Consider the following 21,396-nt stretch of genomic DNA (forward strand, 5'->3'; position numbering starts at 1 on the left):
GGAGCCGTAGTCGCACAACAGGCGATTCCCGAAAACTCTCACCTTTGAAAGCGTGCGAATAATCTGCATACCCAGGTAAGCGATTGACGCATCGTCGATGCAAGACGACTGGTGCGCACCCAGCCTTCCACGTTGATATGAACGGTGAGCCGCACAGCCTGGAGTGGCTCACAGATAGCCACAGCAGCCGGAAGGCTCCCGCATTTCCTCACCTTTGACGGCGCACCACGCGCGACGGCTACCGCATTTACCCCCGCGCCGGGCGGACTTTTAACGGATTTCGCGCATTCCAGCGAAGAGAAACCGGCCAATCCGGCGCTCACATCGTCGCACGGAATCGCTCCCGAAAACGCTCACCTTTAACGAGCGTATCCGCGCCTCAGCTCGCGAGCTTGCGGAATGTCTCGAGCACCGCGTCGCCCTTGAACGGCTTCACGATCCAGCCCTTGACACCCGCCGCCTTGCCGCGCTCTTTCATCGCCGGGCTGCTTTCCGTCGTGAGCATGATGACGTTGACGGTCTTGTTCGCGAGTTCGCCGCGAATCTTTTCGACCATCGTCAGGCCGTCCATGTTGGGCATGTTGACGTCGCTGATCACGAGCTTGATGCCGGGACTCGCCTTCAGTTTTGCGAGGCCGTCCTTGCCGTCCACGGCCGTGTCCACGTCGAGACCGTTCTTCTTCAGGAAGCCGGCCACTTCGTCGCGCACCGTACTCGAGTCATCCACTACCAGAATTTTCGACATATCGTTTCCTTCACCACAAACCATCAGACGATCAAAAGAGCTCCAGCTCACCGCTGGTTTCCTCAATGGCGCTCGTGTCGGCGACAAAGTCGACCGGCGCATACGCGCAAACACAGAGAGTCGCGCCAAGACGGGCGGTGCCGCCAGCCGTCACCGAATACGACGACAGCAGCGCAGGCTTCAATTCACGCAGATGCGGCAAGCAACGCGCGCTCAGCACGTAAGGCGTCGACATGCCGAGGTCCGGGAAATAGCGCAGCAGTTCCTGGTTCATCGCCCCGCAACACAGGTTGCAGATTTCGAGGAACGCTTCCTGAAAGGGCCGCTCGTCGGCTTCGTCTTTCAGGTAGTAGCGCCGCGTGCTGTCGTCTTCGTCGAAATGGAGGATCAGCAGGAGCCTGAACGCGATCGACGAAATAGTCAGCACGACAACCTGGCTGCCCTGCGCCGCGCTCGCGTCCGCTTGCGCCACGGCGACGATCTCGCACGAGTCGTCTGGATTCACCGGCAAGCGCGCCTGCGCGGCCTTGCGAAAAATGCGCTCGAAGCTGTCTTTTGCATGCGCCGTGATCACGCGGGTACCTCGTCCAGCTTCGCGTGAAATTGGTTAGCCATCGACTCCACGCTGGCAAGCGACGCCGCGATCATCTTGCCGCCCGCCTGAATATCCTGAAACGTCGAGGTCGTGGTCAGATCGTTGCGATGCAGGCTGTCGCGATAGCTCTTCGACAACTCCTCGGAACGCGCGGCGAGCGAGCGAACCTCGCTCGCCACCACGGCAAAGCCGCGGCCCGCGGGGCCGGCGCGCGCCGCTTCTATCGACGCGTTGAGCGACACGATCACCACATGCCGCACAATCGACGACAGTTCCTGGTTCTTCGCATGCATGTCGTGATTCTGCGTCATCAGCGAAATCATTTGCTCGTGCCAACGCTCGAATGCCGCGCCGAGACTTTTCAGACGCGCTGCTTCGCTCGCGAGTTGCCGCGCCTGTTGCGCCCACTGCGCTTTGTCCTCAGTGACGGCTCTGAGCGCCGCGCGCAATTCGTCCACACTTGCGGATTGCTCGGCCAGTTCCGCGCGCAACTGCGCGGTTTGCGTCAGCAGCGCATCTTCAGCCTGCTTGCGTTCTTCAGCCGATACGTCGAGACTCGCCTGCTCGACCCTGAGCGAATCGATGCGCGCCTGCGCCTGCGCATGCAGCCGCGCCGTGAGCCTTGCGCTGCGGAGCCGATGCGCGGCAAACCCGAGCAACGCCGTCGCGGCGCTGCCGGCCAGCGCCGCCAATAGATACTGTTGGATCACAACCATTCCTTGAAGAGCGCCGCGAAGTGCCGGCGCAAAGTCACTGCTCAACGCGTCATTGCGTTATTGCGTCTGCGCGGAGTTCGCCGTCTTCGTCGCGAGCTTCAGTGCCGAGCGTATCGACGGCCATGCTGTCCGGCAGACACACGATGGTCTGGAACTGACGGAACGCGGCGCCTTTATGATCGTCGGTGAAACGCAGTTCGATGCCGCCGTTCTCGCGCTTCAGGAAGTCGCGCACGGCATCCATGCCGACGCCGCGGCCCGACACGGCCGTCACCGTTTCCGCCGTCGAAAAGCCCGGCCGGAAAATAAATTCGGCAATGGCTTCATCGCTCAAGGCGTCGTCCGGGCCGATCCAGCCACGCTCAATCGCAATGCCGCGGATCCGCTCGAGCGCGAGGCCGCGGCCGTCGTCGCTGAGCGTGATCTGCAACGCGCCGCTGTCCACGCCGACCTCGATCGAAATCGTGCCTGCCGGCGCCTTGCCTTGCGCGCCGCGCGCCTCGGCGGATTCAATGCCGTGGTCCATCGAGTTGCGCAGCAAATGCATGAAGACGTCGTTAAGCAGGCTGCCGGCATGGCCGCGCAGACGGTAGCCGTTGTCGTCGATCTGCACGGTCGGTGCCGGCTTGCCCAGTTCGCCCGCGAGCGAGGGCAGCGAGCCGAGCACGCCTGCGAGCGCGTCACGAATGCTTTCGCTGCCGAGCGCGCGCATGTTCCGGCGCAAGATGCCGTGCATGGTTTGCAACTCGTGCAGCGCGCTGACATCGGTGCTGTCGAGCAGATTCAGCGTGCGCTGGATCTGCTCCTTCTCGACCATCACATAGCGGCCTGCGTTGCCGGCGTCGTTGCCCCGAGGCTGGCCCTTGCGGCCAAGACTGTGTTCGTTGATGCTCGCGTACGCTTCGATGGCCTCGCGCACGCGCGCTAACTCCTGCATCAGATGCTCCTGATCCCACGAGCGATCCGCATCCGCGCTGCGCAGTTCGTGATAGCTCTGCTCCGTTTCATGAACGACATCGGTCAGATGCTGCAGGTTATACGTGCGCGCATTGCCCTTGATGGTGTGCATGTTGCGGAACAGTTCAGCGATTGCCGCATGATCCGCTTCCGAATGCTTGCGAATGATGCGCTCGTTCTCGCTGATAAAGCCCGCCGAGCTTTCTATGAAGTGGTGGAACTTCTCTTCGCTGACGGCAAGAATTTCGCCGATCATATCGAGGCGGCGGCGCTGTTCGCTGGCTTCGGCGGCGAGCTTGCGCAGCTCCGTCACGTCGCGCACACACAGCATCAGGCGGACGATGACGTCGTTCTCGTCGGTAATCGCGGACCAGCTCAGGTCGAGAATTTTCATGCGGCCATCGGGCATGCGCTTTGAAATTTCGCCGACCAGCAAATGCTGATTGAACGCGAAGTTGATGCAGTCTTCGCCAAGGCATGCATGCGCGGCGGCGTCGACTTGCGACAGCGCGTCTGCGCCAAGATCTGTGTCCGCGAACACCAGATCCATGAGTGCGCGCCCGGCAATGTCCTTCGTCTCGAAGATGTCTTCCAGATACGCCGAGTACTCCGCGTGAATCACGGCGCCGTCGATCACCGTCAGAATGCCCTGCTGCATGTTCTGCAACATCGCCTGAATGTCGGCGGTTTTCTGTTTCAGTTGCGCCGAGCTTTCCTGAATCTTTTCGATCATGCCGTTGAAGGCGACAATGGAATGGCCGATCTCGTCAAGCCGCCCAACCGGCACGCGGCGCGTGAAGTCCTGGCTCGCGGCAATTTCGCTCATCATTGCCTGCATGCGGCTGAGCGGCCGCGTGATCTGGCGATACAGCAATGCGCCGATCGAAGTCAGCAGGAGAATCGCGATGCCGGTCACGGCAGCAATTGCCGTCGTCGTGGTCGCGAGCGTCGCATTGAGCGCGGTGATCGCTTCGTCCTTCTCGCGGTTTTTCTCGACGCGCAACGTTTCGACAATCCCTTCCAGCTCGTCGCGATACTGCGCGACGTTCGCGAACAGATACGCCTGCGCGAGTTCGTTCTTGCCGTCGGCTTTCATTTTCGCCGTCTCGGCAATCGCGGAGAAATAGTTGTCGACACTATCGCGAGCCTGCGAAACAAGGCCTTTCTGCGCGTGACTGGCGGCGTCTTTGGCCTGCAACGCGAGCGCCTGTTCCAGCGCGATTCTTTTCTTCTTCAGTTCGTCCTGCGCCTGCGCGACCACGTTGCCGTCGGGCGCGTAGACGAGCGTCATGGTGGCGAGCTGAACGTCCTTGACCTGGGAGACGAGATCGGCGGATGCGAGCGCGCTCGGCACTACGCCCTCGGTGACCTTGCGCACTTCGGCTGCGCTGCCGCGCGTTTGATAGACGGCGTAGCCGCCCATCGCCGACAAGGCGACGAACATCAAAACAACCAATAGCGTGATGCGATGACGGATAGTCATGTGAACCCCGGGTTCTGGCCTTCGCGTCCGCCCTCGTTGGAGCGGCGCGCTTTTTCGTGCGATATGAATCGCGCTTGAAATCGAGCTTGCAGCACCGCTGAGTATTGCTGACGCGTGTTACCAAGCGATGACGACAAAACTTTCTCTCTGCGTTCAAAAGCGCGAATTTATTTCTTAAGTTTTCGGCAGCCATGCCGTTAATTCACGGCCGCTAATTTTTACGTTGTCACCATTCCAACAAACTCCGCGTCCAGACTGAAACTTTCATCTGACACAGTGGAGCGAGACAATGAACGTCAGCGTGCGCAGCTATCTTTCTCCAACCCTCGTATTACTCGCGTTCGATTGGCCCGAAGGCGGAACACGCGACGATTTTCTCGGCTTCGCGATAAAGCGCACCCCGGGTTTTCTTTCCGCCGACGGACGGCAACGCGAGGCGAGCAGCTGGCTGCCGAACCGGCTCACCTTTAAAGGCGCAGTGCCGGATACGCAGAAAGACGCGCCGACCAATGACGCGCCGATTCAGAAATTCATGTGGTGGGACGCGCGTATCGACGAAGCTGATCGCGAGAAGTCGTTCACGTATCTTGTCTATCCGGTGGTCGGTAAGCCGGACGCGCTGCATCTGCTCGACGCGCAGAAAGGCGAATGCAAGTTGACGTTGCCGTCGCATATCGAAGCGGACATCGGCACATGGTTCAATCGCGCGGTGGTCAGCTCGCAGGCATTCGCGCGCAAGGTCGCGGCGCTGCATCTTGCGCCGAACGAGGCGCCGTCTGCGGAACAGGCGTTGCGCCTGCGCACCTGGCTCGCGAACGATTTGCAGGATGTGTTCGCATTGACGCTCAAAGACGCGCGGCGCGCGGCGTCGGCCGTGTATCACCTGACCGATCCGCTATGGGCGATTCCGGCATTCGAAGGGTTTGGCAAGAAGCAGGGCAAGGCCTCGCTCGCGATCGTGTACGACTCGCACGAAGTGTCGCAAAAGGGCAAGCCGCCGGCGCCGTCGCCGAATCAACCGGCGGTCAACCAGCTTGCCGCCGTCGCCACATTCGCGCCGCGCGACAAGACGCACATCATGCACGACAAGTTCATCGTCACCGACGACGGCAACGGCGAACCGGCACCCACGCGCGTGCTGACCGGCTCGGCGAACTTCACGACCGAAGGCATCACGGAACAGGCGAACGTGCTGCACCTGTTCGACTCGCCGGAGCTCGCCTCGCTATACAGCGACCGCGCGAAGGCGCTGGCGGACAACCCAAGCATTGCGGAGACGGCGAAGCTCGCGCCGGGTTGGTCGGAGGCAATCAAGGTAGGCAGCGCGAAGGTGCGCGTGTGCTTCTCACCGGAACAGAAGAGCTCGCGTACACAGATCGATACCATCGTCGATGCGATCAAGAACGCCAAGCACTCGGTGGTGTTCTGCCTGTTCATGCCGACCGACGAACCGTTGCGCGACGCATGCTTTGCGGCGGCCGACAGAGATTTGATGATGTTCGGCCTCGTCAACCACATCAGCCCAAAATCGGCGGAGGCGGCGCAACAGGCGCAGGAGAACGGACAGATCGTCACGACGACCGCGCTCGCCAACATGGATCTGTATCACCGGGGCAGCGACAAGCGCGACGTTATCGACGCGGAATACTTCTCGCCGGCAACAGTGCCGGCAGGCTTCGAGCCGGAACTGCGCCTCTTTCCTGGCGAAAGCGCGCCGGCCTATGCGCCTGTGATCATTCACCACAAGTTCCTCGTGATCGACGCTGAGGGCGCGAATCCGATCGTCTACACCGGCTCGGCGAATATGAGCAACAACTCGGAGCATTTCAACGACGAGAACCTGCTGGAGATCCGCGACCGCCGCATCGCGAGCACGTATCTCGCGGAATTCCTGCGGCTCTATGAGCACTATCGTGCACGTGCCCTGGCGATACGCGAGCGACAGGGCAGCGCACATCAGCCACTCATGCTTGCACCGGACGGCACGTGGTCGAAGAAGTACTTTGTCGCGAATAGCCCCGAGGCAAAAGCGCGTGTGGCGCTCGCGCACGGTGGCGATTGAATGGGCGGAAAAAGGGAGCGAGGCATCGCGCCGCGCTCCCGGATTGGCTCACCTAAAGCTTCAAAGTGCGCGGACAGGTACGCATATTCTCACCTCGCCGGCTCCCGAAAAGTCTCACCTCAGCGCGTTTAGCCCTCCCATCCGCCGCCCAACACCTTGTACAACGTGACGAGATTCGACTGCCGCGAAAGGATGTCGGTTGCGAGCTGCTGTTGCGCTGTGTAGAGCGTGCGTTGTGCGTCGAGGAAAGTGAGGAAGCTGTCCGTCCCCGCCTTGTAGCGTGCCTCGGCAAGCGTGTAGTAGTTCTGCGCCGATGCCACGTATTCCCGATCCGCCTGCACCTGGTCCACATACGTGGCGCGGGCCGTCAGCGCATTGGACACTTCCTTGAAGGCCGTCTGGATGGCGCTTTCGTAGTCGGCCACCTCGATCTGCTTCTCGATCTTCGCCACGTCGAGCGATGCCTTGTTGCTGCCGTAATCGAAGATCGGCACTGAAACGCTCGGCGCGAACGCCCATGCGCCGGTGCCTGCCTTGAACAGATTCGACAGCGCCGAACTCGACGCGCCCGCGGTGGCCGTCAATTCGATCTTCGGGAAAAATGCCGCGCGCGCCGCGCCAATGTTCGCGTTGGCCGCCTTCAACGCATGCTCGGCCTGCACGATATCCGGACGACGGGTGAGCAGCAGCGACGGCGCGCCCGCACCGATGTCCGCGAACATCGATTCGTCGTCGAAGGCGCGCGCGGGCGGCAAGTCGTCGGGAATCGGCGCGCCGAGCACGGCCGCCAGGTTGTTGCGGTCCTGCGCGACGGCGCGCCGGTACGAAGCGAGACTTGCCTTCGCACTCGCGAGCGAGTTCTGCGCCTGTTGCACGTCAAGGAGCGATGCATTGCCGAGTTCTTGCACGCGCCTCGTCACGTCGTAAGTGGACTGGTCGGACTTCACCGTGTCTTCCGTCAATTGCAGCAGACGCTCGTCGGCGAGCAAGGTCAGATAGTCGGTCGCCACAGTCGCGATCAGGCTGATTTGCGTGCTATGCCGCGATGCATCCGTTGCCAGATAGTTTTCGAGCGCCTGGCGCTTCAGGCTACGCAGGCGTCCAAAGAAGTCGATTTCCCACGACGTCGTGCCGACGCTCACATCACTCGAACTCGCAATCGCGCCTTGCGTCCGCTCGCGCGTCATGCTGCCGGTCGCGGCGATGGTCGGCGCGAGCGCGGCGCGCGTGATCCGGTATTGCGCCTCGTATTCCGCGACGTTCAGCGCCGCGACGCGCAAGTCGCGATTGTTGGCAAGCGCGATCTCGATCAGGCGCTGCAGACGCTCGTCGCGAAAGAAGCTTCGCCAGGCGGTGTCAGCAGCAAGCGCGGACGTGTCCGCTGTCGTTGCGCTTGTTGCGCTTGTTGCGCCCGTGTCCGGGGCGGCCCGCGCCGCGGTCGTGCTCTCATATGCGTCGCCTTTCGGATACGCTGCGGGAATCGGCGCGGCGGGCCGCTCATAGTGCGGATCGAGCGTGCACGCCGCGAGCAGCGCGAACGCGACCGCGCAGACACTCAGTTTGAGTCTAGTCATTCAACACCTTCCTGTTGCCTCGCGCCGCCGTGTTCGCCGAACAGGCGGCGCACGACGACAAAGAACACCGGCACGAAAAAGATCGCGAGCACCGTCGCGGCGATCATGCCGCCCATCACGCCCGTGCCGATCGCATGGCGGCTCGCGGACCCCGCGCCCGTGCTGATCACGAGCGGCAGCACGCCGAACACGAAAGCGAGCGACGTCATCAGAATCGGGCGCAGACGCAGTCGCGCGGCTTCGATAGTGGCCTCGATCAGCCCGCGCCCTTGCGCTTGCAGGTCTTTCGCGAACTCGACAATCAGAATCGCGTTCTTTGTAGAGAGTCCAATGGTCGCGAGCAGGCCGACCTTGAAATAGATGTCGTCGGACAGGCCGCGCAGGTGCGCGCCGAGCACTGCGCCGAGCACGCCGAGCGGCACTACGAGAATCACTGCGATGGGAATGGACCAGCTCTCGTACAGACCCGCGAGGCAGAGGAACACCACGATCAGCGAAATGGCGTACAGATAAATCGCCTGCGAACCAGCCACGCGCTCCTGGTACGATTGCCCTGTCCAGTCGATGCCAAAGCCCGCCGGCAGCTTTTTCACGAGCGCGTCAACGGCCGCCATCGCCTGGCCGGTGCTGGCGTTCGCGCCGGTTTGCGCAGTCATTTCCATCGCGAGCGTGCGGTTGAAGCGCTCGATCTGCGGCGGCCCGAAGGTCCACTTGCCCGTCGCGAATGCGGAGAAGGGCACCATCTGGCCGTCGTAGCCGCTGGTCGTGCTGCTCGTCGAACCGCTGCTCGTCGAACTGCTGCTGGACGTGCTGCTCGTCGTGCTCGATTTCACGTACCAGCGTCCAATGTCCGACGGCATCATCCGATACGGCGCATCGGCCTGCACATACACCTTCTGGATGCGCCCCGTGTCCACATAGTTGTTCACGTACGACGAGCCGAACGCGGTTTGCAGCGTATCGTTCACATCCGAGATTGAAAGCGCGAGTGCGCTCGCCTTCTCACGGTCGATATCGACGTGGAATTGCGGCGTGTCCTCCAGCCCGCCCGGCCGCATGCCCGATATGGCGGTGTCTTTTGCTGCGAGCGCCATCAATTGCTGGCGTGCGGCCATCAGCTTGTCGTGTCCCTGGCCCGCGCGGTCTTCCAGTTCGAAGTCGAGACCGCTTTGCGTGCCTAGCTCCTGAATCGCCGGCGGATTGACCGCGAAGATCTGCGCGTCGCGCAAGGCGGCAAAGTGCATATTGGCGCGCTGGATCACCGCGGCCGCCGACCCGTTGCTGCCGCGCCGCGCGCTCCAGTCCTTCAGCTTGACGAAAGCAAGCGCGTTGTTCTGCCCCGAACCGTTGAAGCTGAAGCCCGTCAGGGTAATGAGCTGATCCACTTCCGGCTGGCTGCGATAGTAGGCCTCGACCTTTTTCACGACTTCGAGCGTCTGCGAAGCAGGCGTGCCCACCGGCGCGGAGATCGACGTAATGATGCTTCCCTGATCTTCGTCAGGTAGATAGGACGACGGCAGCTTCATGAACAGCAGCGCGACCACGCCCGCAATCAGCAGGTAGATCGCCATATAGCGCATAGGCTTGCCGATTACCCGCGCAACCGCCGAATCATAGCGATCGGTACCGCGCGAGAGCACGCGGTTGAACCAGCCGAGCACGCCGCGCCTGTCATGATGCTCAATGTCCGAACGCCTGAGCAGTGTCGCGCACAGTGCGGGCGTGAGCGTCAACGCGAGGAACACCGAGAGCAGCATCGCCGCGACGATTGTGATCGAGAACTGCCGATAAATTGCGCCCGTCGTTCCGGCGAAGAACGCCATCGGAATGAACACGGCGATCAGCACAGTGGTGATGCCGATCAGCGCGCCGGTGATCTGCTTCATCGCACGGCGGGTGGCTTCGAGCGGCGATAGCTTTTCTTCCGCGATCAGACGCTCGACGTTTTCCACCACCACGATTGCGTCGTCCACCAGCAAGCCGATTGCGAGCACCATGCCGAACATGGACAGCACGTTGATCGAGAAGCCGACCGCCGACATCACCGCGAATGTGCCGAGCAAGGCGACAGGCACCACGATAGTCGGGATCAGCGTTGCGCGCAGGTTCTGCAGGAACACGTACATGACGACGAAGACGAGCAGCACGGCTTCGATCAGCGTCTTCACCACTTCTTCAATCGAGATACGCACGAACGGCGTGGTGTCGTACGGGTAATCGACGACGACATTGCGCGGCAGTTGCGGGCTCAATTCTTCGAGCTTCGCGCGCACGGCTTTGGCCACGCTCATCGCGTTAGCGCCGCTCGCGAGCTTGACCGCGAGCGATGCGGCCGGCTTGCCGTTCAGGCGCGAGTCGGTGCTGTAGTCGTCGGCGCCGACCTCGATGCGCGCGACGTCTTTCAACATTACCTTCGAGCCGTCGCTGTTCACGCGCAGCAGAATCGCGCCGAATTGCGCGGGTGTGGTCAGCAGGCTCGACGCGGAGATCGTCGCGTTCAGTGCCTGGGTTTTCGTCGACGGCGAGCCGCCGATCTGACCGACGGAAAGCTGCACGTTCTGGTTCGTGATCGCGGTGGTTACATCGCTGGTTGTGAGCCCGACGGCCTGCAATCTGACCGGATCAAGCCAGATGCGCATGGCGTGCTGCGCGCCGAACAGCGTGACGTCGCCCACACCGTCGATCTGCGTGAGCGGGTCCTCTATCTGCGTCGCAATGATGTTGCCGAGGTCGATGGAACTGATGCTGCCGTCGCTCGACGAGAGCGACACGATCATCAGAAAAGAGTTGGCTGCCTTTGCGACCTGCACGCCTTGTTCCTGCACGGTCTCGGGCAGCGACGAGGTCGCCTGTTCGACCTTGTTCTGTACCTGCACCTGTGCGATGTCCGCATTGGTGCCTTGCTGGAAGGTCAGCGTGATGCGCGCCTGGCCGACCGAGCTGCTCGTCGACGACATATACAACAGGTGGTCGATGCCGCTCAGCTTCTGCTCTATCACCTGAGTCACGGTGGTCGCGACAGTTTGGGCGGACGCGCCCGGATAGGTTGCCGTGATCTGCACGGAAGCCGGCGCCACGCTCGGATACTGCTCGACCGGAAGCGTCGTGATGGAAGCGCCGCCAATCATCATGATGACAATCGCGATGACCCACGCGAGGATCGGTCGGTCGATAAAGAAACCTGCCATGAGATTCTCGCTTTAGCTGTGGGCGGCGGACGTTGCGTCTGCCGTTGCGTCTGCCGGTGCGTGTGCCTGAGCGTCTGCGTTGCTGGCGGCGGCCGGCGCGGCGGAAGTCGCAGGCGTCTCTACCGGCTTCACGACGGCGCCGGTGCGCGCATTCTGCGAACCGGACACAATCACGCGGTCGCCTGCCTTCAGGCCGCTCGTGACGATCCAGTCGGAGCCCGACGCGGTGTCGGCGGTGACCTGCGTCTGCACGACCTTGTTGTCGGCGCCCACTGTCAGCACGCTGGCCGAGCCGTCGGACGCACGCGTAACAGCCAGTTGCGGAACGGTAATCGCCTCGTGATTCACGCCCTCCTCGAGCCGCGCGCGCACGAACATGCCGGGCAGCAGCACGCCGTCCGGGTTCGGGAACACGCAGCGTAGCGTGACGGAGCCGGTGGTAGCGTCGACGGTGATGTCGGAGAACAGCAGCTTGCCTGGCTGTGCGTAGGTGCTGCCGTCTTCCATCACCAGATGAACCACGGCGCCGTCGGCGCCCGCCTGTTGCAGCCGGCCGCTTGCGAACTCTTTCTGCAGGCGCAGCCAGTCGGCCGAAGAACGGGTCACGTCGAGATACATTTCGCCCGTCGCCTGCACGGTGGCGAGCGCGGTGGTCTGTTCCGCGGTGACGAGCGCGCCCTCGGTCACGCTCGATTTGCCGACGCGCCCTGCGATAGGCGCAACCACTTTCGTATAGCCGAGGTTGATCGCGGCAGTCTTTAGCGCGGCCCTATCAGCGACCACGTCAGCCTTTGCTTCCTCGAGCGCGGCCACGGCGTCGTCGTAATCCTGCCGGCTCACGCCCTGGATCTTCGACAATTCCGCGTAACGCGTGGCCTTGGTCTGGGCCGCGTTTGCCGTCGCGACGGCTTTCGCGAGAGTGCCGACCGCCTGATCGTAGGTGGCCTGGTAGCTCGACGCGTCGATCTGATAAAGCACCGCGCCGGCCGCGACCTGCGAGCCCTCGGTAAACAGGCGCTTCCTGATAATGCCTTCGACTTGAGGCCTCACTTCCGCGACGCGAATGGCCGACAGCCGGCCCGATAGTTCGGTGTTCGAGACGACGGTGTGCGGCTTGATGGTTTCGACGCCGACTTCGGGCGTCTGATGCGGCGGGCCCTGACGCGTGTTGTCGCCGCACGCCGCCAGCATCAGCGCGGCGGCCGCAACAGCCGCGGCGAGAAGTGCGGAACAGGGCGCACGCGTCGGGGATGCGAACGGATTGGACAAGGTTGGCATGCTCTGGGCATCCTTCGACTGGATTCGACAAAGGACCGTCTGGCATGCGTCGCCGGTTCAGGAAGGAGCCACACAACGCCGAGCCAGCGGCAACGGATGGCCCACAATAATGAAAGGCGTCTTACAGTGGCTTAGGCAAGCATTACGAGCTGTAACCCCGTGCGGGCGATTGCCTCGCGAGTGCAGCACGGCCGCGTATCGGCGGGGTTGCCGTAATAAACGGTAAGCTTGGAAAAGAACCCGAAAGCGCGGGTGCCGGGCGATTCGCTATATTCGGCTACGGTGGCAGGGCGCGCCGCGCCCGCCGCCAATGTCCCAATCCAGCAGGGCTCAATCATGCAAGACATGCCCATCCAGGTTTTACTGGTCGACGACGACGCCGACCTTCGCGACCTGCTGCGGACCTTTTTCCAGCAACGCGGCATCGCGACCTCCGTATTGCACGACGCGAATCAGCTCGCGCGCCGGCTTGAACGCGAACGGCCGTCCATCGTCGTGCTCGATCTCATGATGCCGGGCGTGGACGGACTCAGCGCGCTGAGGCAACTGCGCGCGAGCGGCGACACGATTCCGGTGATCATGCTGACGGCGCGCGCGGAAGGCGTCGACCGTGTGATCGGCCTCGAACTGGGCGCCGACGACTACCTCGGCAAGCCCTTCATGCCGCAGGAATTGCTCGCGCGTATTCACGCCGTGCTGCGACGGCACGCGCACCCGGGGGCATCGGCGACGGCACCAGTGGAGAAGCGCGAGGCGCTGCGCTTCGGCAGATTCCGCCTCGACTTCGCGAGCCGCACTCTGTTTCGCGACGGCGAGCCGCTCAAACTGACCGGCAGCGAATATGCGTTGCTGGAAGTGCTCGCGCAGCATCCGATGCAAACGCTGTCGCGCTCGAAACTCGTGGACCTGCTGCATGGCCCGCACTCGGAGGTGACCGAGCGCGGCATCGACGTGCCGGTGTGGCGCCTGCGCCGGCTGCTCGAAGACGACCCCGCCAACCCGAGACGCATTCAGACGGTACGCGGCATCGGCTATATGTTCGTGCCCGGCAGCAGTGGCGATGAAGAATCCCTTTAACACGCTATTCGGCCAGCTCGCGTTGATGACGGTTGGCCTGATCGTTATCGTCCACGTCACCGCGTTGTTGCTGGTGGACCGTGATCGTGGCCAGCTCGACACCGCGCATGCGCAGCGCGCGCTGCTGCTCGCCGTCGAGGCGCAATGTAACGGCGCAGTGACTGCCTCGCAAATCTCCGCCACGCTCGGCGTCGTGCCGATCAATGCGAGCGACGCCATTCCGTATGGCTGCCCCGCGCCTTGCCGGGACACGTCAGGTCCGTTCCAGAACGCGCTGCGGGCAAAGCTGCCACCCGGAAGCGCAGTGGTCGCGGACCCGGACAACGGGAACGTTTGGGTGCGTTATGCGGGCAATCCGGGTTGGCTCAAACTTGAGAACTCGATGCTGCCCGCGCGCCGCTTTATCGGGGCATCCGCCATGATGCTCGCGTCCGCCGTGATTCTCGCGCTGCTCGGCGCCTGGCATCTGCAACGGCCGTTGCATCGCCTCGCGATTGCCGCGCGCGAGTTTCGCCTCGGACATCGCGCACCGGTCGTGCCGGCGAGCGGTCCACGCGAGGTAAAGGGACTCGTCGACGATTTCAACCAGATGGTGCATCAACTCGCGCAGGCCGAGCAGGAGCGCGCGGTGATGCTCGCTGGCGTCGCGCACGACTTGCGCGCTCCGATCACGCGGATGCAGGTGCGCGCGGATTTGCTGCCAGATGAAGCGAACCGCAGCGGCTTTCTTCGCGACGCGGAGTCGTTGTCGCGCATCGTCACGCAGTTTCTGGATTTCGCGCGCGAGAGCGCCGACCATTCGCCGCGCACGGGCGTGGATGCGCATTGCCGCCGCCATTACGGTGAGAGTCTCGACAACGACGCGCTGATTCGTCTCGACCTGCAGGCGGGCGACGGCTTTGGCCTGCCGCTCGTCGACCTGGACCGGATTCTCGGCAATCTGATCGAGAACGCGCTCACGTACGGCGAGCCGCCGGTCGAAATTTCGACTTCGCGGCGCAACGGACAGTACCTGCTGTCGGTTCGCGACCACGGCAACGGTATTCCGGGCGCTCAACTGGAGCGCGCACTGCAACCGTTCGTACGGCTGGACGAAGCACGCAGCGGCGACGCGCACTGCGGCCTGGGTCTTGCGATCGTGCGGCGTCTCGTGCGATATAACGGCGGCGCCTTTCACGTGGACAACGCGGCGGACGGCGGGCTTGTGGTTTCGATGACTTTCCCTGCGTAGCCAAAAGGGCGGTCCGGCCACCGCCCTTTGCAACAATCACTTCACCGGCTCATCAGCCCTGCGCGACGTGGCCCGGAACGACGATTGCCCCATGCGGACCGTCGCCATGGCCGCCGCCGGGACCGCCGCCGCCCCAGCCGGGAGGCGGTCCCCACCAACACCCGCTCAAAGTTGCACTCAAGGCGGCTAACGTGGCGATTGCCAAAAGCTTCTTCATTTTTACTCCTTCGGTGGATGGATGGTCACGCAAGCGTTGTCGCGCTGCGTGTCAGTAGCGAAGTTATCAATCCACGGAAGATGATGTTTTACCGAGCCGTTACAAACCGCGCGTGAAATGCGCCGCGTCGTGTCGAGTATCAAGGTCGGAATTCGCGCTGCATGCGTATCGCATGGCATTTTGATGCGGGCGAGCGTGGCGCCTGGGCGCTAACGCTTTGTTCAAATATGGAAGCACATGTAAGGAGATGGGTACCGCGAGCAAGCACGCGGCGGCATGCCATGCTTCATCTCCTGGAAGAGCTCACCTTTGCGGTGACCTCCTGGAAGTCCTCACCATCCTGGAACGGCTCACCTTTGGCGATATTCGAGCGCGACTTGCGGACTGAGGCGACGTGTTATCGCGTCAGCCTGATTACGTTCGAAAGCCCCGCTGCAGGCGAGGTGCCGAAGCTATACGTCGAACGGCCGCTGCGCTTGGCTACGTACATGGCTGCATCGGCGACATCGAGCAATCCACCCACGCTCTGTACCCGGTCGGGAAACGTGGCGATGCCGATGCTCACGCCAATAGGGAAACGCTCGCCATACTCGCGTTCGCCCACTGCACGCACGCTCGCAAGGAGGCGTTCGGCGAGATCCCTCAATTGCGAGTCGTCGCCGCAATCGGCTGCGAGCAAGACGAACTCGTCGCCACCCACGCGGGCCAGCATGTCGTTCTGGCGCGTCGCCGCCCGCAACGATTCGGCAAGCCGGCGCAACAGCACGTCGCCGGCGCTATGGCCCATCGCGTCGTTGACGTTCTTGAAGCCGTCTATGTCAAGGTATAGGAGTGCGACTCGCCGGGATTCGTCTGCCTTACCCGCCAGCTCGTCGATGGCGGACAGCAGCCGACGGCGGTTCGGAAGTTGCGTCAGCGTGTCCTGCGCGGCTTGTTGATCGAGCGCATTCGAATAGGCATGCACCCTCGCGAACGCGCGGCGCTGAATATAAACCGTGTACGTCATCAGGCAGCACACGAGCACAGCCATGGCCACGAGCGCGGCGCTTCCGAACACGAGGCGCTCGTGAGCGTCCTGCATGGCCGCTCTGCGTCTTTCGCGCCAGTCGTTCAGCAACAGGCCGAGATTCTGGCGCAGCCCGTCCATGTAAAGCTTGCCTTCATTCGTCTGCACGAGCGCGATGGCGGCCGCGCTGTTGCCGCTGCGGGCCAGTTCGATGGTACGCGCGAGTTCCGTCACCTTGTCGGTCTTCGCATGCTCGACACGGCGCACGAGTTCGAGCGATTTTTCGTCGCTGCCTGCCGCCTGTTGCAGGTGCAGTATCGTGTCGTCCAGATCGCGAATGCCCTGGCGGTAGGGCACGAGGTAACTTTCGTCGCCTGTCAGCAGATAGCCGCGCTGGCCGGTCTCCGCGTTCTCGAGATCGTGCAGCACCCGATTCGCGGCGCTGAGCACGGTGAACGCTTCCTCGTCGCGCAGACCGTCCGCGACGATAACCTTCGCTTCGTACACAAACAGACCAGCCGCGACGAGCAAGCCAACGGCCATGCTGACGTAAAGCGCAATGAAACGGTTTCGGTCAGCTTTCGCAGAGCGGAACAGACGCGCGGGCACAAGCGGCTCCAAAGCGGTGTAGGAAGCCGAATGATACTGGAGAGCTGCGATTCGTTCGTTACACGCCGCCAGGTGTGGCCGATGCCGGCCAGCGGCTTGATGTCGCGCATGAACTGCAATGCGGAAAATCCGGCTATGTCGAACGGCTCTGCAACGCCTTGGGCTCCGTACTTTTATCGCCTCGCTTTACATCTTGCGTCTGCGACGTTTCTTCCGCCTTGACGCTTGGGAAGCGTCAAGATAGCCGCGATTCGCGGCGTTGCGACGCCCCGGTCAATCATCAGGCACGCCTTCAGCGCGTGCCGCAATCCATATCGATGGTCACCGCATTCATGTAAGCGTTCCCAATGATGTGCTCGACGAGAGCCGCAAACTCGTCCGGTTTGCCCATGCGGCGCGGGAACAGCATTCTTTCGACGAGCGCGTCGGAGACCTTCAGCGGCATACCGGCGGACATGCCGGACTCAAATAGACCGGGCGCCACCGTAACCACACGGATGCCATGCTCGGCGAGGTCACGCGCGATGGGAAGCGTCATGCCGATCACGCCTGCCTTGCTCGCGCTATACGCAGCCTGGCCCATTTGCCCCTGGCGCGCGGCGCCGGACGACGTATTGATGATGACGCCGCGTTCGCCTGTATCCGCAGGCGCGTTCTTCGTCATTGCAAGCGCCGCGTGGCGAATCACGTTGAAGGTGCCCGTGAGATTGACGGACAGCACCCGATTCCATACATCGGACGGAAACAACTGGCCCTTGGAGACGGTCTTGCAGGGACCGAGGACTCCAGCGCAGCTGACTGCTACATGGACAGCGCCATGCCTGTCGAGAACGGCGTCGATGCCAGCTTTCACGCTCGACTCGTTGGCGACGTCGACGGCGATACCGGTCATGTCCGGGCCGAGTGCCTCACTGAGTTTCGACTGGTCCAGATCGAAGCCGACTACACGTGCGCCCGCTGCCGCAAGTTTTTGACAAGTCGCCAGACCGAGACCAGATGCGGCGCCTGTCACAATTGCTACCGCGTTTTTCAAATTCATCTGCCATCCTCACTTTTTTCGTTAATGCGCGACGCTGTGACAGCAACTTACGTCCCTCGGAAAGACGCAGTCACTCGATCAACAGGTTCATTCGCATTGCGGTTCCGTAGAAGGATAGGCGATGGTTTATGACCATTGTCCCCCTCAAGAATAGGGGGAGCCGCGGCTACGGGTGCTCACTATCATTGGTTGCATCCCATAAAACGTAGCCACCCATGACAACGAAGAGACAAGGTCCGCTAGCCGGACTCAAGGTGCTGGAAATCGCGGGCATTGGACCGGGTCCGTTCTGCGGCATGCTGTTTGCGGACCTCGGCGCGGATGTCGTCGTGGTGGACCGCGCCGAGGCGGATCCCGGCGCGCTCGATCTCGGCAGCGCGCAGATCGCCAATCGCGGCAAGCGTTCGGTGAGCGTGGATCTGAAGACACCCGAAGGCGTCGAAGCGGTGCTGCGTCTCGTCGAGCAGTGCGATGCGCTGATCGAAGGCATGCGGCCAGGCGTCATGGAGCGGCTGGGTCTCGGACCGCACGTCTGCCTGCAACGCAATCCGCGCCTCGTCTATGGACGCATGACCGGTTGGGGTCAGCATGGCCCGCTCGCGCACGCCGCGGGCCACGACCTGAATTACATCGCGCTGTCCGGCGCCCTCTGGTACGCAGGCCAACCCGGCGAGGCGCCGATCACTCCACCAAGCCTTGTCGGCGATGTGGGCGGCGGCTCGATGTACCTTGCCGTGGGCCTGCTCGCGGGCATCATGAATGCACGCGCCACGGGCACGGGCCAGGTCGTCGATGCGGCCATTGTCGACGGCAGCGCGCATATGACGTCGCTACTGCTGGCGTTGCAGGCATCCGGACACATGCGCACAGAACGCGGCCAGAGCCTGCTGGACGGACCGCACTGGTACAACACCTACCAATGCGCGGACGGCGCATATATCTCCGTTGGCTCTCTGGAGCCGAAGTTCTACCGCGAGTTGCGCGAGAAGCTCGGTCTTGGCAGCGACCCCGAGTTCGACCAACCCCACGATCCCTCTGCATGGCCGCGCTTGCGCGAGCGGCTCGCTTTGCTCTTCGCGAGCCGCAGCCGCGATGAATGGCGCGCGCTGCTCGAAGGCACGGACGCGTGCTTCGCGCCAGTACTGACTCCCGACGAAGCAGCCGATCACCCGCACATGCGCGCGCGCGGCGTCTACATCCGCGAGGACGGCGTGCTGCAAGCGTCGCCTGCTCCACGCTTTTCCGCGACGCCCGCTGGACGCCCCGGGCCGATTCCACGACGCGGCGAGCACAACGAAGCCGTGCTGCGCGACTGGTCGGGCGGCTGATCCGCAACTCATCACCTGAAACGCATGACCAACGCGAAGGCAGAACCCCATGACTGACACCTCCAACGCATTCTTCACCGAGCAGCAGACGCTGATTCGCAATACCGCGCGGCGCGTGGCAAGCGAGATCGTAGCGCCGACCGCTGCGCAACGCGACCTCACCTCCGCGTGGCCGCGCAACGAGCTTAAGGCCCTCGCCGAACTCGGCTTTCTCGGCATGCTGATCCCCGAGCAATACGGCGGCACCGAGGCTGGCGTGCTCGACTTCTGCCTCGCGCAACACGAAATTGCCGCAGTGGATGCGGGCCTCGCCACTATCGTGCACGTTCACAATTTCACGGCGATGAGCATCGTCAAGCATGGCACGGAAGAACAGAAGCAGCGTTATCTGCCCGCCATGGCGAGCGGCGAATCGATCGGCGCTTTCCTGTTGACCGAGCCGCACGCCGGTTCCGATACCGCGGCGCTGCGCGCCACCGCGCGCCGCGAAGGCGACCATTACGTGCTCAACGGAACGAAGCAGTTCATTTCGAACGGCAGCGAGGCCGGAGTCGGCGTCGCGTTCGCCATCACGGACAAAACGGCCGGCAAGCGCGGCGCGAGCACGTTCATCATCGACCCCAAAGCGCCCGGTTATCACGTGACGCGCGTGGAAAACAAGCTCGGTCAGCACACCGCGCATACCGCGCAGATCGCGCTCGAGGACTATCGCGTGCCGGCGGCGAACCTGCTCGGCGGCGAAGGCGACGGTTATCGCACCGTAATGAGCGGGCTTTCGGATGGCCGGATCGGTATCGGCTTTATCGCGGCGGGTGTGGCGCGCGCGGCACTGGACGCTGCGGTTCGCTACGCGCGCGAACGCGAAGCCTACGGCGCGCCCATCATCAAGCTCCAGGGCGTGGCGTTCGACCTCGCTGACATGGCGGCACAAGTGGAGGTTGCCTGGCAGTATTGCGTCCACGCTGCGCGCTTGCGCGATGCGGGGGTGGACTGCATCAAGGAAGCCTCTATTGCAAAGATGTTCGCCAGTGAGATTGCCGAAAAGGTCTGCTCGGACGCGCTACAAATCCACGGCGGCTACGGCTATCTGACTGACTTCGCTGTCGAGCGCTATTTGCGCGACGTGCGCATCTGCAAGATTTATGAAGGGACGAGCCACATTCAGAAGCTGATCATTTCGCGGCATCTTGGGTGAGGGCGGCGGCGTTGGCTTGTGCCGACGCCCATCATCGCGCACGGTGCATTGCGCGCCGTGCATGCCGTTCGTTCGCGGGCAACGTTGGGCCTGACCGCTCGCGCGAGGCAAATGAATTCGCAACCCTACCAATGCAAAAGTCGCCGCACATCGCGGCGACCGTTTAGCTTTGTGCGGTTGCTTATTTATTGGTCGCAGACCAGTTTGAGGAACGCCTGCACCTGGTGGCCCGATTCATCGTAAGCGCGAGCCGTGCTCCAGTTCGCGATATCGCCGAAGCGCGCCGCGACACCTTCGGGCGTGATTTCTTCATCGGGCAGCAGCACCGGTTTCGTTTCCACCACCGTCGCAGCGGCAAACGCGCCGCCGCCGGCCGCAACGATAGTCTTCGACGGCGCTTCGTCGCTCGCGAGGAATAGCACGGCGGGCGTCACGCGCTCCGGCTGGATACGCTGCAACATTGCTTCCGGCAGAATATCGGCCGTCATGCGCGTCGCAGCGACCGGCGCAATCGTGTTCACCTTGATATTGTTCTTGCGGCCCTCGGTGGTCAGCGCGTTCATCAGCCCGATTACGCCCATCTTGGCCGCGCCGTAGTTCGCCTGGCCAAAATTGCCATACATGCCCGACGAAGACGTGGTCATCACAATGCGCCCGTAGCCTTGCTCGCGCATGATTTCCCACACCGCCTTCGAGCAGTTGATCGAGCCCATCAGGTGCACGTCCAGCACCGCGCTGATGTCACGCATTTCGAGCTTCGCAAAGCTCTTGTCGCGCAAGATGCCAGCGTTGTTCACGAGAATGTCGACACGCCCGAATTCGGCTGCGGCGCGCTTGACCATCGCCTGCACCTGCTCGTAATCGGCCACGTTTGCGCCGTCCGCAATGGCGGTGCCGCCCGCCTTGCGGATTTCCTCGACCACGGCCAGCGCGGCTTCAGAAGATCCACCCGTGCCATCGCGCGCGCCGCCAAAGTCATTGACGACGACTTTCGCCCCGCGCCCGGCGAACGCGAGTGCGTGAGCGCGACCGAGCCCAGCACCCGCGCCCGTCACAATCGCGACCTTTCCGTCGAAACGAATACTCATGCGTATAT

16 protein-coding genes are annotated in these 21,396 nt (G+C 62.8%); 5 read left to right on the top strand and 11 right to left on the bottom strand.

Annotation, left to right across the window (positions count from 1 at the left end; genetic code table 11):
- Positions 1–379 precede the first annotated feature (379 nt).
- From A3AC_RS0112405 to A3AC_RS0112420, 4 genes are read right to left on the bottom strand one after another with little or no spacing between them, the layout of a single operon-like run.
- Positions 380–745, bottom strand: coding sequence for a response regulator (locus A3AC_RS0112405; RefSeq protein ID WP_007178665.1), 366 nt, complete (start codon positions 743–745; stop codon positions 380–382).
- A 31-nt stretch (positions 746–776) separates the two neighbouring features.
- Positions 777–1,319 carry a hypothetical protein gene (locus tag A3AC_RS0112410; RefSeq protein WP_025599197.1) on the bottom strand — a complete coding sequence of 181 codons (543 nt, stop codon included), beginning with the start codon at positions 1,317–1,319 and terminating at the stop codon, positions 777–779.
- On the bottom strand, positions 1,316–2,050 hold the full coding sequence (locus tag A3AC_RS0112415; protein ID WP_025599198.1) for a methyl-accepting chemotaxis protein: 735 nt from the start codon (positions 2,048–2,050) through the stop codon (positions 1,316–1,318). Before A3AC_RS0112415 ends, A3AC_RS0112410 begins: the two co-directional genes overlap by 4 nt.
- Before the next feature lie 55 nt (positions 2,051–2,105).
- Entirely contained in the window at positions 2,106–4,496 is a 2,391-nt protein-coding gene (locus A3AC_RS0112420; protein WP_025599200.1) for a HAMP domain-containing protein, read from the bottom strand.
- 289 nt (positions 4,497–4,785) lie between these two features.
- Between A3AC_RS0112420 and A3AC_RS0112425 the strand changes: the two genes are divergently transcribed.
- Complete coding sequence (locus A3AC_RS0112425; protein WP_025599201.1) at positions 4,786–6,558, top strand: phospholipase D-like domain-containing protein; 1,773 nt, start codon at positions 4,786–4,788, stop codon at positions 6,556–6,558.
- A gap of 128 nt (positions 6,559–6,686) precedes the next feature.
- Here A3AC_RS0112425 and A3AC_RS0112430 read toward each other — a convergent pair whose 3' ends face one another.
- Genes A3AC_RS0112430 through A3AC_RS0112440 form a run of 3 tightly spaced genes read right to left on the bottom strand, consistent with a single transcriptional unit; the run spans position 6,687 to position 12,598 of the window.
- Positions 6,687–8,132, bottom strand: a complete 1,446-nt coding sequence (locus A3AC_RS0112430; protein WP_025599202.1) for an efflux transporter outer membrane subunit — start codon at positions 8,130–8,132, stop codon at positions 6,687–6,689.
- Positions 8,129–11,320 carry an efflux RND transporter permease subunit gene (locus A3AC_RS0112435; RefSeq protein WP_025599203.1) on the bottom strand — a complete coding sequence of 1,064 codons (3,192 nt, stop codon included), beginning with the start codon at positions 11,318–11,320 and terminating at the stop codon, positions 8,129–8,131. The genes A3AC_RS0112430 and A3AC_RS0112435 overlap by 4 nt, the downstream gene beginning before the upstream one ends.
- A gap of 12 nt (positions 11,321–11,332) precedes the next feature.
- Positions 11,333–12,598, bottom strand: a complete 1,266-nt coding sequence (locus A3AC_RS0112440) for an efflux RND transporter periplasmic adaptor subunit (RefSeq protein ID WP_025599204.1) — start codon at positions 12,596–12,598, stop codon at positions 11,333–11,335.
- 336 nt (positions 12,599–12,934) lie between these two features.
- On the opposite strand from A3AC_RS0112440, the gene A3AC_RS0112445 reads away from it, so the two are divergent.
- Together A3AC_RS0112445 and A3AC_RS0112450 are read left to right on the top strand one after the other, a co-directional pair.
- Positions 12,935–13,675 (top strand): response regulator, encoded by a 741-nt coding sequence (locus tag A3AC_RS0112445; RefSeq protein ID WP_025599206.1) that lies wholly within the window; start codon positions 12,935–12,937, stop codon positions 13,673–13,675.
- Positions 13,659–14,906 (top strand): ATP-binding protein, encoded by a 1,248-nt coding sequence (locus A3AC_RS0112450; RefSeq protein ID WP_025599207.1) that lies wholly within the window; start codon positions 13,659–13,661, stop codon positions 14,904–14,906. Before A3AC_RS0112445 ends, A3AC_RS0112450 begins: the two co-directional genes overlap by 17 nt.
- A 52-nt stretch (positions 14,907–14,958) precedes the next feature.
- Here the strand turns inward: A3AC_RS0112450 and A3AC_RS30675 are convergent, their stop codons facing one another.
- From A3AC_RS30675 to A3AC_RS0112470, 3 genes are all read right to left on the bottom strand, one after another.
- Complete coding sequence (locus A3AC_RS30675) at positions 14,959–15,123, bottom strand: hypothetical protein (RefSeq protein WP_198017989.1); 165 nt, start codon at positions 15,121–15,123, stop codon at positions 14,959–14,961.
- A 397-nt stretch (positions 15,124–15,520) separates the two neighbouring features.
- Positions 15,521–16,672, bottom strand: coding sequence for a diguanylate cyclase domain-containing protein (locus A3AC_RS0112460; protein WP_232231934.1), 1,152 nt, complete (start codon positions 16,670–16,672; stop codon positions 15,521–15,523).
- A gap of 358 nt (positions 16,673–17,030) precedes the next feature.
- A complete protein-coding gene (locus tag A3AC_RS0112470; protein ID WP_025599209.1) occupies positions 17,031–17,777 on the bottom strand; it encodes an SDR family NAD(P)-dependent oxidoreductase in 747 nt (248 codons plus the stop codon).
- A 215-nt stretch (positions 17,778–17,992) separates the two neighbouring features.
- Here A3AC_RS0112470 and A3AC_RS0112475 point away from each other — a divergent pair, with 215 nt between their 5' ends.
- Both A3AC_RS0112475 and A3AC_RS0112480 read left to right on the top strand, forming a co-directional pair.
- Positions 17,993–19,105 carry a CaiB/BaiF CoA transferase family protein gene (locus tag A3AC_RS0112475; protein ID WP_025599211.1) on the top strand — a complete coding sequence of 371 codons (1,113 nt, stop codon included), beginning with the start codon at positions 17,993–17,995 and terminating at the stop codon, positions 19,103–19,105.
- A 49-nt stretch (positions 19,106–19,154) separates the two neighbouring features.
- Complete coding sequence (locus A3AC_RS0112480) at positions 19,155–20,300, top strand: acyl-CoA dehydrogenase family protein (protein WP_025599212.1); 1,146 nt, start codon at positions 19,155–19,157, stop codon at positions 20,298–20,300.
- A gap of 185 nt (positions 20,301–20,485) precedes the next feature.
- Here A3AC_RS0112480 and A3AC_RS0112485 read toward each other — a convergent pair whose 3' ends face one another.
- Positions 20,486–21,388: an SDR family NAD(P)-dependent oxidoreductase gene (locus tag A3AC_RS0112485; RefSeq protein ID WP_025599213.1), complete on the bottom strand. Its 903-nt coding sequence runs from the start codon at positions 21,386–21,388 to the stop codon at positions 20,486–20,488.
- Positions 21,389–21,396 lie beyond the last annotated feature (8 nt).

Source organism: Burkholderia sp. WSM2230 (genome assembly GCF_000472445.1).
Lineage (GTDB): Bacteria > Pseudomonadota > Gammaproteobacteria > Burkholderiales > Burkholderiaceae > Paraburkholderia.

Excerpts from the sequence above, each read along its gene's own strand:
- A3AC_RS0112405 (WP_007178665.1), bottom strand. The coding sequence starts at position 745 with ATGTCGAAAATTCTGGTAGTGGATGACTCGAGTACGGTGCGCGACGAA.
- A3AC_RS0112420 (WP_025599200.1), bottom strand. The coding sequence starts at position 4,496 with ATGACTATCCGTCATCGCATCACGCTATTGGTTGTTTTGATGTTCGTC.
- A3AC_RS0112425 (WP_025599201.1), top strand. The coding sequence starts at position 4,786 with ATGAACGTCAGCGTGCGCAGCTATCTTTCTCCAACCCTCGTATTACTC.
- A3AC_RS0112430 (WP_025599202.1), bottom strand. The coding sequence starts at position 8,132 with ATGACTAGACTCAAACTGAGTGTCTGCGCGGTCGCGTTCGCGCTGCTC.
- A3AC_RS0112435 (WP_025599203.1), bottom strand. The coding sequence starts at position 11,320 with ATGGCAGGTTTCTTTATCGACCGACCGATCCTCGCGTGGGTCATCGCG.
- A3AC_RS0112440 (WP_025599204.1), bottom strand. The coding sequence starts at position 12,598 with ATGCCAACCTTGTCCAATCCGTTCGCATCCCCGACGCGTGCGCCCTGT.
- A3AC_RS0112445 (WP_025599206.1), top strand. The coding sequence starts at position 12,935 with ATGCAAGACATGCCCATCCAGGTTTTACTGGTCGACGACGACGCCGAC.
- A3AC_RS0112450 (WP_025599207.1), top strand. The coding sequence starts at position 13,659 with ATGAAGAATCCCTTTAACACGCTATTCGGCCAGCTCGCGTTGATGACG.
- A3AC_RS30675 (WP_198017989.1), bottom strand. The coding sequence starts at position 15,123 with ATGAAGAAGCTTTTGGCAATCGCCACGTTAGCCGCCTTGAGTGCAACT.
- A3AC_RS0112460 (WP_232231934.1), bottom strand. The coding sequence starts at position 16,672 with ATGGCCGTTGGCTTGCTCGTCGCGGCTGGTCTGTTTGTGTACGAAGCG.
- A3AC_RS0112470 (WP_025599209.1), bottom strand. The coding sequence starts at position 17,777 with ATGAATTTGAAAAACGCGGTAGCAATTGTGACAGGCGCCGCATCTGGT.
- A3AC_RS0112475 (WP_025599211.1), top strand. The coding sequence starts at position 17,993 with ATGACAACGAAGAGACAAGGTCCGCTAGCCGGACTCAAGGTGCTGGAA.
- A3AC_RS0112480 (WP_025599212.1), top strand. The coding sequence starts at position 19,155 with ATGACTGACACCTCCAACGCATTCTTCACCGAGCAGCAGACGCTGATT.
- A3AC_RS0112485 (WP_025599213.1), bottom strand. The coding sequence starts at position 21,388 with ATGAGTATTCGTTTCGACGGAAAGGTCGCGATTGTGACGGGCGCGGGT.